Here is a 16,929-nt window from a genome sequence, read left to right on the forward strand (position 1 = left end):
TCTTATTAGAAAAGCCGCAAACCACAAAGGTTTACGGCTTTTCTTCATTACCTGCCGAGCACCTTCTCATTGCGCTCTGTAACCCGGTGATAATAGGCTTCAAACAAACCTGCCTCTTCTTCTGTCAGCTGACCAGCGTAAAGGCGCCCAGCCTTCTTGTTTAGTGTCTGCAAGAAGCGGAGCATCACATCCTGAACAGTCAATTCTGCATTAAAAAGCTCAGATAGAGATGCCATTACGTCTGGCTGTATCTCCGGGTACTCAAATTTGGTTTGTTCCCCTTTTCTTGAAAGGGAGTAGAAGTTCCCAATCAAGTCTGCCCGCTCACCTCCGCTGCCATTTATACAAAGGTAGATCTGCACGGCCACACCATTTCGGAGACGCCTTTGCGATATACCTGCAAACTTTTGCCCGCCTATGCTCAGATCATAGCTGCCAGGACAATAGGACCCAATAATTTCTCTCGCTTCTATTTTTTTATTAAAATCAGAAAACATCTCTTTAATAATCATCCACATGGCATCATACCCGCGGTTTATATCAATGCCTTTTTCACTTTCCGGGAAAATCAGCGATATATTCAGGACTCCTTCATCAAGGACAACTGCCAGGCCGCCTGAATTTCGGACGATTACTTTATAACTTTTGCTTTTTAAATAATCGATGCCTTCTTTTAAGAAAGGAAGCTTGGTATCCTGAATCCCGAGCACAATCGTGTTATGGTGGACCCATGTTCGTGCAGTAGCGGGTGCTGCACCCGACCCGACAGAAGCACAAAGCGTATCGTCCATACCAAATGAATGCAGGGCATTTAGATGAATGCCTCCTGCCGATTGATCGATGACTCTCCATTCCTCCTGCAGCAGTAAATCTTGCGCCAAACTCATCTTTTTGATCCCCTTTTGCCGATATCCCGAGTCAAACTGCGTTAATCGGCTAAAATTATCTATTGCCAGGCCGGCCTTTTATCATTGACGGCCTATTTTTTTATTTTAACGGCCATTTCAGCCATATTAACGGCATATGGCTATAGCAAATTTATTATAGCAAAAAAGCCAGTCACAAGGGACCGGCTTCTAGTTCACAATTATTGGTTTAAAGCCTGAGCTGCAGTAATTAATGCAAGTTTATACACATCTTCCTCGTTGCAGCCGCGGGATAGGTCATTGACCGGACGGTTTAAGCCCTGCAGGATTGGTCCAACCGCTTCGAAGTTTCCAAGCCGCTGGGCAATTTTGTAGCCAATGTTTCCAGCTTCCAGGCTAGGGAAGATAAATACATTTGCATCTCCCTGGATTGGTGAATCCGGAGCTTTTTTCTCTGCTACAGATGGAACAAATGCTGCATCAAATTGGAACTCCCCATCAATGATCAATAATGGGTCACGAACTTTTGCTGCTTCAAGTGCTGCAGAAACTTTTTCTGTTTCCGAAGACTTGGCAGATCCTTTTGTTGAAAAGCTTAGCATTGCAACACGAGGTTCAATGTCAAACATTCTGGCTGTCTTTGCACTTTCAATTGCAATTTCAGCCAAGTCCTGGCTATCAGGCAATATGTTAATCGCGCAATCTGCGAAAACATATTTCTCCCCCTCACGCACCATGATGAACACACCAGATGTTTTGCTGACGCCTTCTTTTGTTTTGATAATTTGAAGAGCCGGTCGCACAGTGTCTGCCGTAGAATGTGCAGCACCGCTCACAAGCCCGTCTGCTTTGTTGGCATAAACAAGCATTGTACCGAAATAGTTTTCATCCAGAAGAATTTGGCGGGCATCCTCTTCAGTCGCTTTCCCTTTGCGTCTTTCCACAAATGCTGCCACTAGCTCATCCATCATCACAAAGTTGTTGGGATCATAAATCTCAGCTGATTCAAGGGAAACATCCATATCCTTGGCTTTCGCTTCGATTTCTGCAATGTTTCCGACAAGGATCGGTGTGATAATCTTTTCAGCAGCCAATCTTCCAGCTGCTGCTAAAATGCGCTCGTCCTGTCCTTCCGGAAAAACAATTCGCAAATTTTGCCCTGATACTTTTTCTTTTAAAACCGAGAATAAATCACTCATGCAAATTCCTCCTAGGCCTCTGATTTCCGTTCAATTAATAGAACTTACCCTATATACTTCCTTAGAATACTCTTCATACCCAGAATTTCAAGAAGTTCGGCTGCTGTTAACGCTTTCAGCTAAAATGTTTTTGTTTTCGGTAAATTACCAATAATTAAGTAACCTTTTGATGCGGTTTATGGATATCTTGTTTTAAGATAACCATAATGGCCTTTTTGTAAACGGCTTTTTAAAGTACAAAGCACCTATACCCGTTCACCCAAGTGGCATAGGAGCCTGACACTCGATTAATTCTAACATTTCAAGTTTTGTACACATGTTAATTGGAGAAACTATGTTATAGTAGTGATGAGAATTTTTAGTACATATTAGGAGTGATTGCAATGAGTGAAGCAGCAGTAACGCTCGACGGCTGGTATTGTTTACATGATTTCCGTACAGTTGATTGGACAACGTGGAAAATGCTTCCCAATGAAGAGCGCCAGACAGCCATCCAGGAATTTACGGCTCTTGTAGACAAGTGGAATACTACACAAAGCGAGAAAAACGGCAGCCATGCCCTTTATACAATTGTCGGCCAAAAAGCTGATTTTATGATGATGATCTTAAGGCCTACAATGGAAGAGCTAAATGAAATTGAAAACGAATTCAATAAATCAAAACTAGCTGAATATACAATTCCGGCTCATTCTTATGTTTCTGTAGTTGAATTGAGCAATTACCTGCCGGCAGGTGAAGATCCTTACCAGAATCCGCAAATATTGGCACGGCTTTACCCTGAACTGCCTAATGCCAAGCACGTTTGCTTCTATCCGATGGACAAGCGCCGCCAGGGTAATGACAACTGGTACATGCTTCCGATGGAAGAGCGCCGCAACATGATGCGCAGCCACGGCATGATTGGCCGCCAATATGCCGGCAAGGTAAAACAAATCATCACCGGCTCTGTCGGCTTTGATGATTACGAATGGGGCGTTACTCTATTCTCCGATGATGTTCTTCAATTCAAAAAGCTTGTTTATGAAATGCGTTTTGATGAAGTAAGTGCCCGCTACGGCGAATTTGGCTCTTTTTTCGTTGGGAACATCCTTGAAGAAGACAAGGTAGAAAAATTCCTGCACGTAAATTAATTTTATTTTTAAACTCCCAGGCCATCTGGGAGTTTTTTCTTTTTCCGAGGCATAAAAAAACATGCCTATACATACTAATGGAATAGTGAGTTTCTATTATAAATTCATATGCAGTTCTCTTTCCCGCAGCAGCAAGGCTCAGCATAAAGAGAGGTGAAGAGATGGGAGTGATCCCTTACACCGAAGAAGATGTTAAGCTTCTGGCCCGGCTTATGCGCGCTGAAGCTGAGGAAGACGGAAAACAAGGCATGCTGATGGTCGGGAATGTGGGGGTTAACCGTGTGCGGGGTAATTGTATAGACTTCAAGGATATCCGATCGATTAGAAGGATAGTCTTTCAAAGCCCAGGCGGGTTTGAAGCCACGCAGAAAGGCTACTTCTATCAAGGTGCACGGCAAAGTGAATTGGATTTGGCCCGCCAAGTCATAAAGGGACAGCCGCATCATCCTGCAAGCAATGCGCATTATGGGTTTTCCGGCCACAGGGAAACTGCCCTGCACAGTGTTTAACCAATGGAACTCCGGCCGGTTCAAGGCTCATTGCTTTTATAAGCCCACCCCGGAGGACTGTCCGACTGTTTACTAACTGCGATCGTCTCTTTTTTGCTTCAATACTTAGCTTAAGATGGCTGATAATATTTATTAGGAGGGAAAAAATTGAGTCAATCAAATTATGGTCAATACCCTTATTATGGTTACCAGCATCCCTACACAGGAACAGCAGGTCAAAAGGCACCAGGCTATCAGGCCCAGCCGGGAATGGCGGGAATGGCGGGAATGGGAACAATGCCGCCCGCTGGAACAGTCGCAGGTGTGAGCGCATCTGCACCAGGCCAGCAAATCCCTGGCATGCTGCCGCTGGAACAGTCCTACATTGAAAATATTCTGCGTTTAAACAGAGGAAAGCTTGCTACAGTCTATGCAACCTTTGAAAACAACACGGAGTGGAATGCAAAGGTTTTTAAAGGCATCATTGAAGCAGCCGGCCGCGACCATTTAATTCTAAGTGATCCGCAAACCGGCATGCGCTTTCTGATCCCGATGATTTATCTCGATTATGTAACCTTTGAGGAAGAGATTGAATATGAATATCCTTTCAACGGAGGGCCAGGTATGACCCAGTACTCTCCACGTTAGATAAAAAAAGCGCAAGGCCCTTGCCCACGAAGGAAAGCAGACTAAGAACGCCAGGTCCTGTGGCAACGTCTGCATGACCCACATCCTGTGGGCCTCGAGCACAAGCCGGACCTCGTTGAAAGGCATTCTTTGCCTTTTTGGGAGGCTTTCCTGAAATGTGGAGGGACTGTCCAGGGACTCGAGGGGCAGGCTGCTGGCGCTAGACCGTTATCTAAGTTAAAAGTTACTTTCTTACTCTATGAAAAAGGAGCTTTGACTTCCATGTCAAAGCTCCTTTTTCTTTATAGATATTTAACTGTTGCAATAATCAGCAAAACCCAAGCCGCTAAAAATGACAATCCGCCAAGCGGTGTAATGGCCCCGAGCACACTGATTTTTGTCAGCGTTAATACATATAAGCTTCCTGAGAATAGAATAATCCCAATTAGCATCAGCCAACCCGACCACGAGAGCAAAGAAGTGGCAGGCAGTTTCCCAAGCAGGACACCAATGATCAATAACCCGGCTGCATGGAACATTTGATAGGTAACGCCTGTTTTCCATGTTTCCAAATACTTGGGCTCCACTCTTCCTTCCAGTCCATGGGCTCCAAATGCCCCTAAAGCGACAGATAAAAAAGCATTGATTGCTCCGATGATAATAAATAGCTTCATATTCTCCTACACCTCTTATTCCGTTTTTTAAAAGTCGAATAATGAATCACCGTTTGCTTCATCATCCATTTTCATTTTCTTTGGCTGCAAATTCGCAGGCTCTGCAGCCGGTGCGCTGTATGTACGGCTACTAGAGGCTGCAGCAGGAGTGCTAATAACGGTATCTGATTCTTCCAAAACCAGCTCGCACAACGCTTTAATCGCCTGTACCCTTTCCCTGATCCGGGCTTCTGACTGACCAGTTTTTGCCTCCAGCAGTTCTTTTTCCATTTTTCCCAACAGTTTTTGAACAGAGATATTCAAACGCTTCACCTCTTTCTATGAAAAGCGACATCATTTTTTAGACTTGAAACCTTTAGACCAACTTAAAGTTTATCAGGTTTTCTTTTCGAAACGCAAACAGGGATGGCCAGATGCCCGAAAAACTTCCATGGAAGGCATGCGTCTCGTTTTAAATTGAAAAGCTTTGCATCCCTTGGGATAATTACGGTCCCAAGTCACATAGAAATACTTGCATTTGAAACAATCAATCCGCTGTAAACTCATCTTTCTCCCGTTCCTCTGCTCTGAACAGCCCTGATCCCCACGGGGAGGCTGAAACATGTTTCGAGTCCTTTCTCGTAATCCAAAGCATTTCCTGTATGTTTCACGTGAAACATGACGAAAGGTTTCATCGGTCTGGAATCTTCCAGTCGATGGGTGCTTGTTCCTGCTCCTCTAGCCTATCATTCACCATTGAAAATGGCCTGCTGCCAAAAAAACCTTTTCGGGCGGAAAACGGGCTAGGATGTGGGGCAAGGAGGATGGAATGTTTAGACGGATCAATGAGCTTTCCCTTTTCTTGTGCAGGTCTTCCCCATAGGATAAAAATAATGGGCTTTTTCCTTTCATTGAGTTTTTTGATTATGGTATCCGTAAAGGTTTCCCACCCTTTCCCTTTATGGGAATGCGCCTGTCCTTTGCGGACGGTCAAAACAGTATTTAAGAGAAGGACCCCTTCTTTCGCCCATTTTACAAGGCAGCCATTATTGGGAATCTCATAGCCCAGATCCGCCTGCATTTCTTTCAATATATTTTTCAAAGATGGCGGGATTTTGACCTCTGGTTTCACGGAGAAGCTTAGCCCATGGGCCTGTCCTGGACCATGGTAGGGATCCTGCCCGAGTATGACCACTTTTACATCCTTATAGGGTGTATAATGCAGCGCATTAAAAATATCCTCCTGCTTGGGAAAAACCGTATGCTCCTCATATTCTTTCTTTAAAAACTCCCGCAGCTCCAAATAATAGGGCTTTTGAAACTCCGCTCCCAGTATCTCCTGCCAATCATTTCTTACAATCATTTTTCCCATGAGGAACTCCTTTCCTTTCCTTTTGAAGGGCCCGTGCCTTACCTTTGTTATATACCCGTTCTTATCCCCCTTCAATAGCAACCTATCAATTTTACAAAATCTATCATTCTTTTGCACATGTTTAAAAAATGGCGGAGCGGATAAATATAAACATATAACGGGCAGCAAACATTGCCCTTTAGCTTTATAAACAAAAATCTTTCAAGGAGGCTGTTATAAATGTATAAAATTGAAATCGCAGAAAACGGTGTACAAGCAACAGACACAATCAGAATGCTTCAAAGCCAAGGTTTTAATAAAGAGGCTATTTACATTTTCGCGCATGATAAGGATCGTTCCGAGCACCTTTCTGATGCTACTGATACGGGTGATGTCGGCATGAAGGAACAAGGCTTCTTTGATTCCGTCGGCAACGTATTCAAAAAACGAGGAGACGAGCTTCGTTCTAAGTTTGAGTCTGTCGGTTTAACCAAAACAGAAGCTGAACAATATGAAAAGGTATTGGACGAAGGGAAACTAGTGATTGTTGGTACAGACGAAGTAAAATAATAAGCAGATAGCTAGGCCGCTTTTAATATAAAACGAGCCCGGATGATCCTTCGATCGTCCGGGCTCGTTCTTTTTGCATCAAAATGAAGCATTACAGGAAGGAGGGGTTTTACTTGGTTTTCCATGGATTAACCCATCAATCGCTGATAAATCGATTTTGCCTGCATTAAATCTTTTGTTCCGTGGATAAGGGCCCGGCCGTCTTTAAAGATAACCAGACGCTGCTCTCCCATATCGACTGACAGCAAATAGGGATTGCCTTTCACCTGATAGCCAAGCGATTTCAGCTGCTGCGCAAGCTCTCCAAATTCGATTTCCCGCTCTTTAGGGGGCCGAATTTGTACCGTATCCCTTCCGCAAAGAATGGTGGACTTCATCATGTTTTCTGTCTGCAGGTATGGGTAGGTTCTTTTCTCCCCGCATGATAAGCAGCCTTCATCCTTCGCTTTCGATACCTTCATGCTTGAATACTGATTTTGCCACAAATCAAAGCTCACCATGGCGGTCCGGACCGCATCCCAATCTTCTGCCAAAATCTTCAGTGCCTCTGCAGCTTGATGAGCAATCACCATTTGGACTGCTGGTGCGATAATCCCGCCTGTATCGCAAGTCATCCCTTGAATCGGTATTTTTTTCAATAGGCAATTCAGGCATGGGGTTCTGCCTGGAATAATTGTCAGGCTCATTCCAAAGCTGCCTACACAGGCTCCATATATCCAGGGAATCTCATATTTTTGCGAGATATCATTAATGGCCATCCTGGTTTCAAAGTTATCAGTGGAATCGAGGATAAGATCGGCTCCCTCGATAAGCTCCTCCAGTTTTTCCGGCGTAGCATCCCCAATCACTGAGTGTATCTCCACATCGGAGTTAATCTGTTTTAACCGTTTTTCTGCTGCTGCCGCTTTTGGGAGCTTTTCAGCCACATCACTTTCTGTGTAAAGCTGCTGCCTCTGCAGGTTGCTCGCTTCCACATAATCCCGGTCAATGATCGTTAGTTTGCCGACACCTGCCCGTATCATTACTTCCGCATTTCCCGACCCAAGGGCCCCTGCTCCAACGACTAATACTTGTTTGGAGCTGATTTTCCCCTGTCCTTCGTTTCCGATTGGCGGAAACAATGTCTGCCGTGAATACCTTTCAGACATAGGTAACACCTCCTAATTAAAAGGTTTGGCCCGGCTTATAATGAAAGCTGATTATAAACGCACCTCTTTGGCTATAAACCCTGCGAGCCTCCAGCTTAGTACAAACTAAATTGGACTGAAGCAACGTGAAGCTTAACCGCTGTCCTCTTCAAACTGGGGATCTCACCCTCCGCTTACTGGCGGTATAAAAGCAACTGTGTCTCCGTCCTTAATCACTTCATCATCTGAAGCAAACTCTTCATTCAAAGCCGCCATGACACTGTCCAGCTTTAATGCGTATTCTTCTGATAGCAGTTGCTTCAGCTCGGCAATGGTCTTGCCGCCCGCATCCTTTGTCACTGACTCTTCACCAACACGGTCCCTTAAATGGGCAAAAAATATAATTTTATTCATTTAACTCCTTCGCCTCCGGTTTCCCTTTTGGATAAGCCACTGTCTCAAGCTGGTTGCCGATCCATTCTTCACCGTCTTCCCAATGTTCCTTTTTCCAAATCGGCACAATCTCTTTAATTCTCTCAATGGCATATCGGTTTGCTTCATAAGCATCTGCACGATGCGGGGTAGAAACCGCTATTACCACTGCAACGTCTGTAATGTCCAGCTTGCCTGTACGATGTGTAATCGCCACTTCTGCACCGTCCCAGCGCTCCTTTATTTCTTTTCCGATTTGCTCAAGTTTTTTGACAGCCATCGACTCATACGCCTCGTAAATTAAGTAAAGCGTTTTTTTGCCCTGCGTGAGCTCACGGACAGTTCCAATAAAGGTTGTGATGGCTCCCGCTTCCCGCTGCACCACTTTATCTATAACACTTTGAATATCAATTGGATCTTTTGAAATCTCAAAATTCATGGGATCACCTCATTTATAAAAAAAAAAAAAAACTCTTCTAGCCTTATTTGTTTCATTTTGACATAACCTGTGCCGAAAGTGAAATGGCTGATTGCTTAATTTGATTTTCCTTCCTCTTCAGCTGCCATTTTTAGTGCCTGCTGGTACTCATCCGGATAATTCATATTAAAAAAATAGGCATCATCGGCTATAAAACCTCTTTTCTTCAGCTCTTCATCCCTTAATATGGCGGTGTCTATTTTATTTAAAAACTCACGGATTCTTAATTGATTATTCCTCAAAGCATGTTCAGCCGCTCCTTTCGCATCCTTTCGGTATGCTGCAAAAAGGGGGTGAAGACGGCCTTGCATTTCGGGTACCGCAGCCTGATGGCTATTCAGAGCTTCAAGAAGGATTTCCCCTAATTCCACAGATATGAAAGGCATATCACAGGCAACAATCAGATTTTTTTTGGTTGATGATGCTGACAGCCCTGATTGGATTCCTGCAAGCGGGCCTTTTTCTTTCCATTGATCGCTGACTACTGGAAGCCCAAGAAACCGGTATTCTTCCTGCTTATTTGCAACAACTATCACCTGTGCTGTATAAGAAGCCAATGAATCTGCAATGCGTTCAATCACCGTTTTGCCGTCAATTTTTAGAAGGGCCTTATTCCTGCCCATTCGGCTGGAATGCCCTCCTGCCAAAATAATGCCTGTTGTACCCATATTCTTCACCTGACTTTGTGTGATGTGGAACAGCGACATTCTATCCTGATCGTTTTATTTTACCATCTAATCCATTGTGTTTCTTTGATAAAGACTTGCCGGCTTCAACGGGTATGGCAGAATTGTGTCGAGACAAATTGTCCAAACTGCCAGAGGTAGCACTCAAATTACCCCTTCATCCAAACAGTCAGGGGAATCGGGTATAAATTTGCCGTTTCCTGAAGAAACTTTACATATGCCTTTGCAGATTGTCTGCAGAAAGCCGGCTCAGCCCTTTTTTGAGCCGGCTTTTCTGTTTTTCTGCTTAGAATAAAGCTTAATTGAGCGTGTTTCTCTCATTTTAGACTGTATTTTTCCGGCCAGAAATTTTTTTATGTGCGTTCACATGCATTTATGTGCGGATTGCCCTAATATGTGTGCCGATAACATTTTTTCTGAGGATAGCCATTATTTATATGCGGACAACTTAATGCCAGAAATCATCTAATCGGTCCGTTTTAGTTTTTACCTTTTGCCATTATTGATATAATTAGAAAAACATATCCAGCAGAACTTCAAGGAGGAATTTGGACATGACTATGAAAAAAGTTCTAACAATCGCAGGTTCAGATACGAGCGGCGGCGCCGGGATTCAGGCTGACCTTAAGACATTCCAGGAGCTTGGCGTTTATGGAATGACTGCTTTGACAACGATTGTTACAATGGATCCTAAAAATAACTGGAGCCACAATGTTTTTCCGATTGCCAATGAAACATTGGAGACACAGCTTGAGACCATCCTATCAGTCGGCATTGATGCCATGAAAACAGGAATGCTCGGTTCAGAAGAAGTAATCAAGATTGCGGCTAATACAATCAAAGAAAATAACCTGGACCGTGTAGTTATTGACCCGGTAATGGTATGCAAAGGCGAAGACGAACCGATCCATCCTGAACTGAATGAAGCATTGAGAGACCTGCTTGTACCTCTTGCCACTGTGGTAACACCTAACCTGTTTGAAGCATGGCAGCTGGCTAAAACAGGTCCAATCCGAACCGTTGAGGACATGAAGGAAGCAGCGGTTAAAATCCATGAACTTGGTGCGAAGTACGTCCTAATCAAAGGCGGAAGCAAACTAAACCACGAAAAAGCAGTTGACCTGCTTTATGATGGACAAGAGTTCACTTTATACGAAAGCGAGCGCGTTGAAACTACTTATACACATGGCGCAGGCTGCACATACTCTTCAGCCATTACTGCAGAACTCGCAAAAGGCAAGCCTGTAAAAGAAGCTGTTCAAACAGCCAAGTATTTCATCACAGCAGCCATTAACCATGGCTTCCAATTAAACGAGTATGTCGGCCCTACAATGCCAGGTGCATACCGCAAATACGGAGCCGGACGTTTGGAATCAGAATAAGATTTGAAACAGAGTCCATGGGCTCTGTTTTTTTGCATAGATTGGTATAAGTTTTATTCATCCACTTCCATTTTCTTTAAGCTCCTTTTTCGCTTTTCAATCTCTTTTTTAGTAAGATAAAATTACTATCTGCCACTTTCAGGCTGAGAAGATTTTAAACATGAAAAGAACTATATATGAACATACGGTGAAAGGGGGATTATGGAGTGGAACCAGCAGTGAAAGAAACCGTACAAAAAGAAATTGACCGTTTGGCCAATAAAGAGGTCTATATTCATTTGGAAACAACCAATGGGGCATATGCATCCCATTTTGATGAAAGCTTCTTTTCTTCAGGAGCCTATATCCGCAATGCAAAATTGATCTATGAACATGGCAAATTCACAGGAAAAGGTCCTTATCGGGTCGGACTAAAAATGAACTTTGGCTGGGTTTATGCTGAAGGAATTACACATTTTGAAGTGGATGAAACAGGAAGGCTCCTTTTAGCTGGACATGATTTTAGCGGGAAGCTTGCCGTTGCACTGCAGATCAGTGAAACGCCTTTTGAATAGAGAAGCGGCAGGAACCTTATCAGGAACAGCTGCGGCTTAATAGCAAGAACAAGAATGCTTGAACAATTTGAAAGGAGCAAAACCAAAATGGAAAAGGAAAGACATGTACTCGTGATCTTCCCCCACCCGGATGATGAAGCATTTGGGGTTTCAGGAACGATTTCCTTACATATTGATAACGGAACACCTGTCACCTATGCTTGCCTGACACTCGGTGAAATGGGACGGAATATGGGCAATCCTCCTTTTGCGAACAGGGAAACATTGCCGAAGATTCGCAGAAAAGAACTGGAAGCTGCAGCGAAAGTGCTGGGCATCCAGGATTTAAGAATGCTTGGTTACCGTGATAAAACGGTTGAATTTGAAGATGAAGAACTGCTGGCCAACAGGCTGGGGACCACTATAGGCGAAGTGAACCCGTCGCTGATCATCACATTTTATCCGGGATATGCCGTTCACCCCGACCATGATGCAACTGGCGCAGCAGTTACCAGAGCTGTCAAAGAGCTTCCTGCAGACAAAAGACCTAAGGTACATTGCGTGGCATTCTCGAATAACTGCGAAGAGGAAATTGGCCAGGCCGATATAGTCAATGATGTCAGTACGGTCGCTGACCGGAAAATAGCTGCTATTAAGGCACATACTTCCCAGACCCAGCTAATGGCTGCCAATATGGAAGAAAGCCTTAAAAATCAAGAACCTGAGGTGATGGCAAGGATTTACAATGAACGTTTTTGGACATATAAATTCTAGCAAATATCGTTATATAAGATTGCAAAAAACAAATAGAAAAGGGGGCCTTTCAACTGAAAGTCTCCCTTTTCTATTATTTCTCCATCATTTCCTTCAAATACTGAAGCTGGCCTCCATCTTCCTGCTTCACAATATTTACGATAAAGCGCTTCGTTAATCTTGCGACTAGACCGCTTGTTTGGACATTTGCTTGCATCTCCACCTGCGTTCCCTCTTCTATTTGGTGAAAATCATATTTATATTCCGTTATCAGTCCATTGGCATTGCTGCGGGTTGTATACGTTCTATCTTTTTCAAAATCAATGATTTCAATATCAGCGTTAATTTTTTTGCCCCTAATCATCCGGGTTTCCAAAAATCTGGTCCCTTTCCCGATTTCACCTTTAGTCTGCTTCTCTACTTTTAGGACATAGGGCATGAGTTCAGGAACATTTTCCATCTTAACCATATAGTCAAATACTTCATGTACAGGTTTATTGATGATCTCACTGGAACGAAAATCAGCCATGCTTTACACCTCAGAATAATAGAGTCTATAAATTCATTATATAACAAAGACTCTGAACTGACTAACGCCCGAGTGGTCAATGTCCTGATAAATCCCCTGCTATAATCTCTGATGGAAATGAGAACAAAATCTGCACCAATCCACGATCACAATTTTTCTATTGGTGATTTCAATGATTCCTTCTTTCTTTAGCCTCGAAAAAACACGGCTTACACTTTCTCGGGATGTTCCTACTAAAGTGGAAAACTCCTGTACGGTGATTGGAAGCTCGATATGCATTCGATTACAATGATTCGCTCCGAATTTTTCAGCAAGCCGCTCCAAAGTTTTAATCGTTTTGGTATAAACATCTAAAAGAGCAATGTCTCTTAAAATCGAAGTCATATCCCTCAGGGATTCACTCATATAGCGGATAATCTGAACGGCCATCTCTGGGGAATACATTAACTCCTTTTCCAGGTCATCGGTGTTTAAGAAATAAATTTGCCCATTTTGGACCATTGTGCCTGTTGCCGGATAGGTGTGGCCCGTTTGATTAAAAAGGTTGGCTTCTGCGAAAATTTCTCCCTTTTTCTTAATGCAGACAATAATTTCATTGCCTTGTTCATCTTGCTTGGTCAGCTTTACAATGCCCGAGTGTACAAAATAAACGCCTTTGGCTACCTCATATTCAGACATGATTCGATCGCCTTTATCGTACGTCTTTTTAATGATGCGCTGATCGATTAGCTGTATCGATTCACTGGGAAGGTCCTTAAAGATTTCAATTTTGCTTAAAAACTCATCAATAAGCGGCTGCTTGGAAGGCATCCCCAGATTGTCCCTCATTTCAAAATCCATCCTCATCCCCCGCTTCCATATTGCCATACTTAAAGATTATTTTAGCGAAGCAGCCTTTGACGGAAAGTGATATATCTCACAAAAAAAGGAAAGGACACCCTCTAATTTTCCATTTTCTTCTCATAATACGTCGAGAATGTAAGTGATTACTCACTTTATAAGTGAAAGTGTATATTTCACGATTACTTGTGAGTGAATTAAGTTCAGCTAATATAGAAGATGCATCTGAGGCACTGAGGAATTTAAATGGGATATATTTTATAAAGACCTGCTGATATTACTGGGCTTTTGCATGGTCTTTCACCTAAAGACTAAAGCCTGGCATGCAGCCAGGCTTTTTAACTATCAGTTAATGAAATTTTATAAAGCTTGTCATCCTTATCCAGCGGATTTCCGCGGCCATCTGTATTATTGCTGATAAAATAAAGGTTTTCTCCTTCAATAAAGATATCCCGGATTCTGCCTAAATTCGAAACAAGCTTCCTCATTTTTTTCGCTTCCAAGTCAAACTCCAACACAGCATTTCCTCTTAAGGCAGCGGTGTATAGCTTGCCGTCATGGTAAGCCATTCCAGAAGGTGCCCAAGTTTCGTTTTCTCCTGAAATAAACAAGGGGGATTGCATGTTATCTTCCGTTTCGGTGCCCTTTATAACAGGCCAGCCATAATTCTTTCCCGCCATAATCTTATTGATTTCGTCATTTGCCGAAGGACCATGTTCACTTTCATATAAAATCCCATCATCTGACCAGGCAAGCCCCTGAGGATTGCGGTGGCCATAACTATAGACCAATGAATCAGGGAAAGGATTATCTGAAGGTATGGTCCCATCGAGATTCATTCTTAGTATTTTTCCTCCCAGGGAATGGAGGTCCTGGGCAATTTCAGGGTTCGCGGCAGCATCGCCTGTGGTGGCATAAAGCTTGCCATCCGGGCCAATTTCCAGCCTGCCACCATGATGGTATTGGCCGCTCGGAATATTATCCAGCAAGACGCTCTCTTCTCTCCATACTCGATCCTGAAGCTGGAGGATGACAATGCGGTTAAACTGGCCTGTACTGTTTTCATAGGTGTAATAAGCATATGCCTTATTTGATTTGGAAAAATCAGGTGTGAGCACAAATCCAAGCAAACCGGCTTCAGCGGCGGTTGAAAGCTTTTTTTCCAGCTTAGCCTTTTGGCGTTCCTTCTGTCCATCTTGAACCTTTACAATGCTTCCCTGTCTTTCCGCCATATAAAAGGTATCTCCCGTTTTGGCAATAGACCAGGGAATATCCAGCTCATCAGCAAGGATTTCCGGTTCTGTACCGGAAGGAAGACTTGCCTCCAGTTCCTCACCTTGCTCCTCACTACTCTTTTCCCCGGCATTTGAGCATCCGGAAATCAAAATAAAAGCAAGCAGCCATACACCCAACAGCTTTTTCATCCAGCTCTCATCCTCCTCTAGGATCTACTTCAATACTTCCCAAATCGCCTTGCCTACACCGCTTTCTTCATTTGCGGACGTTACGGCATCACATTGTGCCTTGATGATTTCATCGGCATTTCCCATGGCGACTGATCTTCCAGCCCTTTTAAACATGGACAAATCATTATAATTGTCGCCAATTGCCATTGTTTCTAGAAGTGATATTCCTTTTTCTTTTACAAAAGCCTCAAGAGCAATTCCCTTTTGGGCATTTATACTAGTCAGCTCCAGGTTCTCATCGCCTGATGAACTCACCGCCATGCCTTCGAGCTTTAGCAAGTCGTCTTTTGCGGCAGCAAGAAAGTCAGGTTCAAACGAGAAAGCCAGCAGCTTATAAATTTGGTGCTCTTCGCTGTTAAATAGCTCATCATAGCTGTTCACTTTATGGACCAGCCCTTTCTTAAAACGTTCTTCTGCGGCTTTTGTAACCTCATCAATATCTGCTTCAGGATTTCCGCTTAAAAAGATATCAACAATGATGGAGACGCCACGGTCTTCATCGACTGTATAGGTGCCCTGGTTTGTGTATACTTCAAAATAAACATTATTATCCACAAGGATTAAGGCGGCTTTTATAGCCAACTCCTTTTCGAGCGGATTCGAAGATACGACTTTGCCATCCTCAGCCCTTATCTCCGCACCATTCGCACATATGATAGGGCATGAAATGCCGGCTTCCTCCAGGACAAAACTTGCTTCAAAGTAGGAGCGTCCGGTTGCAATCACAACTTCTACCCCTTTTTCCTGCGCTGCTTTGATCGCTTTAATATTCTCAGCCGTAATTTTCTGCGTCGCTGTTAAAAGTGTTCCATCCATATCGCTGGCAATGCATCTAATCATGTTCTCTCACCTTCCGGCCCAGTATTTTTTCTGAATAATTTATTTTGCCATTTTAACATGTTCTTTGTGTTAATTTAAATATTTGCTCCCTTCCCTGATGCTTAATTTGGCGAGCGGATTAGAATTAATGAACTCCTTAACCGAATCAGGGTTCGTTTTTGGAATATTCTCTGAGAGCCCAGCCAATGGCTTTTTGAATGAAAAACTCTTTGCTTTCGTTATTTTCGAGAATGTATCGGTACAGTAAGTCTTCATCTGTTCGATCCTTATACTTTAACTGAAACAAGATTGAGGTCCGGCGGAGCCACATATCGTCACTCGTAACCCATTCATCGATTTTTTCTCCGATTATCTCTGGATGTTTTGCAGCAATCGCACCCACAGCATGGGAAGCAAGCATATCAACTGTATCCCACCATGACTTTGTAACGATCAGCTTCTTCACTAAAGGCAAATGCCCCTTGTCCAATTTCTTAACGAACTTTCCAATATAATCGAGGGCCGCATTTTGATATTCCCGCTCGTCCTTTTCCCATAATACTTCAACAAACTCTGAATTAAATTCATACTTTAACAGACCTGACCGATTAAACAATTCTTTTCATAAACTTCTCCTCTCAGGTGTCTTAATTCCAAGAAATTGGAACTTATTTTTCATGTAGTTTTGCATGGGAATAGCATTCTCTTCACTTCGATTTTCCTCAAAAAGCTTTATTAATAAACAAATATCCATATAAGCACTCCTTTTTACACTAAAACAGATTTATGTCATCCTGATAAGGGTAAGGGATTCTAGGGGTTTGTCACTTTCTCCGTTTTTGGACAGCTTTACTCTTCCAATCAAATTCCATTTTACAGAGTCAAACCCAAATACTCCAATTCCCATGAATGAATTGTCTCCTTTTCGATAGCACCACTATTTTACTCGTAAATCCCTCAAGATAAATATCATTTCAAAAAAGAAGGAATATATCGAATT

At 43.1% G+C, this 16,929-nt stretch carries 19 protein-coding genes and 2 pseudogenes; 7 read left to right on the top strand and 14 right to left on the bottom strand.

What is annotated here, in order from left to right; all coding sequences use genetic code 11:
* Positions 1 to 47: 47 nt before the first annotated feature.
* Together NCCP133_RS06475 and pta are read right to left on the bottom strand one after the other, a co-directional pair.
* Positions 48 to 887 carry a lipoate--protein ligase family protein gene (locus NCCP133_RS06475; RefSeq protein WP_264804117.1) on the bottom strand — a complete coding sequence of 280 codons (840 nt, stop codon included), beginning with the start codon at positions 885 to 887 and terminating at the stop codon, positions 48 to 50.
* 200 nt (positions 888 to 1,087) lie between these two features.
* Entirely contained in the window at positions 1,088 to 2,065 is a 978-nt protein-coding gene (gene pta / locus NCCP133_RS06480) for a phosphate acetyltransferase (protein WP_264804118.1), read from the bottom strand.
* A gap of 383 nt (positions 2,066 to 2,448) precedes the next feature.
* Between pta and hemQ the strand changes: the two genes are divergently transcribed.
* The 3 genes and pseudogenes from hemQ to gerQ all read left to right on the top strand — a co-directional run bounded on the left by hemQ (position 2,449) and on the right by gerQ (position 4,331).
* Positions 2,449 to 3,195, top strand: a complete 747-nt coding sequence (gene hemQ, locus NCCP133_RS06485) for a hydrogen peroxide-dependent heme synthase (protein WP_264804119.1) — start codon at positions 2,449 to 2,451, stop codon at positions 3,193 to 3,195.
* Positions 3,196 to 3,356: 161 nt separating this feature from the next.
* A pseudogene (locus tag NCCP133_RS06490) lies at positions 3,357 to 3,780 on the top strand (cell wall hydrolase).
* Positions 3,781 to 3,851: 71 nt separating this feature from the next.
* Positions 3,852 to 4,331, top strand: a complete 480-nt coding sequence (gerQ, locus tag NCCP133_RS06495) for a spore coat protein GerQ (protein ID WP_264804120.1) — start codon at positions 3,852 to 3,854, stop codon at positions 4,329 to 4,331.
* A 281-nt stretch (positions 4,332 to 4,612) separates the two neighbouring features.
* Here gerQ and NCCP133_RS06500 read toward each other — a convergent pair whose 3' ends face one another.
* From NCCP133_RS06500 to NCCP133_RS06515, 3 genes are all read right to left on the bottom strand, one after another.
* On the bottom strand, positions 4,613 to 4,984 hold the full coding sequence (locus NCCP133_RS06500) for a DUF423 domain-containing protein (RefSeq protein WP_264804121.1): 372 nt from the start codon (positions 4,982 to 4,984) through the stop codon (positions 4,613 to 4,615).
* A 27-nt stretch (positions 4,985 to 5,011) separates the two neighbouring features.
* Positions 5,012 to 5,287: a YwdI family protein gene (locus tag NCCP133_RS06505; protein ID WP_264804122.1), complete on the bottom strand. Its 276-nt coding sequence runs from the start codon at positions 5,285 to 5,287 to the stop codon at positions 5,012 to 5,014.
* A 367-nt stretch (positions 5,288 to 5,654) separates the two neighbouring features.
* Positions 5,655 to 6,335, bottom strand: a complete 681-nt coding sequence (locus NCCP133_RS06515) for a uracil-DNA glycosylase (RefSeq protein ID WP_264804124.1) — start codon at positions 6,333 to 6,335, stop codon at positions 5,655 to 5,657.
* A 219-nt stretch (positions 6,336 to 6,554) separates the two neighbouring features.
* Here NCCP133_RS06515 and NCCP133_RS06520 point away from each other — a divergent pair, with 219 nt between their 5' ends.
* On the top strand, positions 6,555 to 6,884 hold the full coding sequence (locus tag NCCP133_RS06520; RefSeq protein ID WP_264804125.1) for a general stress protein: 330 nt from the start codon (positions 6,555 to 6,557) through the stop codon (positions 6,882 to 6,884).
* A gap of 128 nt (positions 6,885 to 7,012) precedes the next feature.
* Here the strand turns inward: NCCP133_RS06520 and NCCP133_RS06525 are convergent, their stop codons facing one another.
* The 4 genes from NCCP133_RS06525 to mobA all read right to left on the bottom strand — a co-directional run bounded on the left by NCCP133_RS06525 (position 7,013) and on the right by mobA (position 9,589).
* The gene (locus NCCP133_RS06525) at positions 7,013 to 8,032 is read right to left on the bottom strand and encodes a thiazole biosynthesis adenylyltransferase ThiF (protein WP_264804126.1); all 1,020 of its coding nucleotides are present in this window, start codon (positions 8,030 to 8,032) and stop codon (positions 7,013 to 7,015) included.
* Positions 8,033 to 8,194: 162 nt separating this feature from the next.
* Complete coding sequence (moaD, locus tag NCCP133_RS06530) at positions 8,195 to 8,425, bottom strand: molybdopterin converting factor subunit 1 (protein WP_264804127.1); 231 nt, start codon at positions 8,423 to 8,425, stop codon at positions 8,195 to 8,197.
* The gene (locus NCCP133_RS06535) at positions 8,418 to 8,882 is read right to left on the bottom strand and encodes a molybdenum cofactor biosynthesis protein MoaE (protein WP_264804128.1); all 465 of its coding nucleotides are present in this window, start codon (positions 8,880 to 8,882) and stop codon (positions 8,418 to 8,420) included. The genes moaD and NCCP133_RS06535 overlap by 8 nt, the downstream gene beginning before the upstream one ends.
* A gap of 95 nt (positions 8,883 to 8,977) precedes the next feature.
* A complete protein-coding gene (mobA, locus tag NCCP133_RS06540) occupies positions 8,978 to 9,589 on the bottom strand; it encodes a molybdenum cofactor guanylyltransferase (protein WP_264804129.1) in 612 nt (203 codons plus the stop codon).
* 572 nt (positions 9,590 to 10,161) lie between these two features.
* Between mobA and pdxK the strand changes: the two genes are divergently transcribed.
* From pdxK to bshB2, 3 genes are all read left to right on the top strand, one after another.
* The gene (pdxK, locus tag NCCP133_RS06545; protein WP_264804130.1) at positions 10,162 to 10,989 is read left to right on the top strand and encodes a pyridoxine/pyridoxal/pyridoxamine kinase; all 828 of its coding nucleotides are present in this window, start codon (positions 10,162 to 10,164) and stop codon (positions 10,987 to 10,989) included.
* A gap of 206 nt (positions 10,990 to 11,195) precedes the next feature.
* The gene (locus NCCP133_RS06550) at positions 11,196 to 11,543 is read left to right on the top strand and encodes a YojF family protein (RefSeq protein ID WP_264804131.1); all 348 of its coding nucleotides are present in this window, start codon (positions 11,196 to 11,198) and stop codon (positions 11,541 to 11,543) included.
* A gap of 87 nt (positions 11,544 to 11,630) precedes the next feature.
* Positions 11,631 to 12,296: a bacillithiol biosynthesis deacetylase BshB2 gene (gene bshB2, locus NCCP133_RS06555; protein ID WP_264804132.1), complete on the top strand. Its 666-nt coding sequence runs from the start codon at positions 11,631 to 11,633 to the stop codon at positions 12,294 to 12,296.
* Between the two features lie 73 nt (positions 12,297 to 12,369).
* Here bshB2 and NCCP133_RS06560 read toward each other — a convergent pair whose 3' ends face one another.
* The 5 genes and pseudogenes from NCCP133_RS06560 to NCCP133_RS06580 all read right to left on the bottom strand — a co-directional run bounded on the left by NCCP133_RS06560 (position 12,370) and on the right by NCCP133_RS06580 (position 16,683).
* Positions 12,370 to 12,804: an SRPBCC family protein gene (locus NCCP133_RS06560; RefSeq protein WP_264804133.1), complete on the bottom strand. Its 435-nt coding sequence runs from the start codon at positions 12,802 to 12,804 to the stop codon at positions 12,370 to 12,372.
* A 99-nt stretch (positions 12,805 to 12,903) separates the two neighbouring features.
* Positions 12,904 to 13,644, bottom strand: a complete 741-nt coding sequence (locus NCCP133_RS06565; RefSeq protein ID WP_264804134.1) for a Crp/Fnr family transcriptional regulator — start codon at positions 13,642 to 13,644, stop codon at positions 12,904 to 12,906.
* Positions 13,645 to 13,982: 338 nt separating this feature from the next.
* Positions 13,983 to 15,068 (bottom strand): PQQ-dependent sugar dehydrogenase, encoded by a 1,086-nt coding sequence (locus tag NCCP133_RS06570; RefSeq protein ID WP_264804135.1) that lies wholly within the window; start codon positions 15,066 to 15,068, stop codon positions 13,983 to 13,985.
* 24 nt (positions 15,069 to 15,092) lie between these two features.
* Positions 15,093 to 15,950 (bottom strand): HAD family hydrolase, encoded by an 858-nt coding sequence (locus NCCP133_RS06575; protein ID WP_264804136.1) that lies wholly within the window; start codon positions 15,948 to 15,950, stop codon positions 15,093 to 15,095.
* A 69-nt stretch (positions 15,951 to 16,019) separates the two neighbouring features.
* Positions 16,020 to 16,683, bottom strand: a pseudogene (locus NCCP133_RS06580) (DNA alkylation repair protein).
* Between the last annotated feature and the right edge of the window lie 246 nt (positions 16,684 to 16,929).

It is taken from the genome of Cytobacillus sp. NCCP-133 (assembly GCF_026011715.1).
In the GTDB taxonomy this organism is placed as follows: domain Bacteria; phylum Bacillota; class Bacilli; order Bacillales; family Cytobacillaceae; genus Cytobacillus.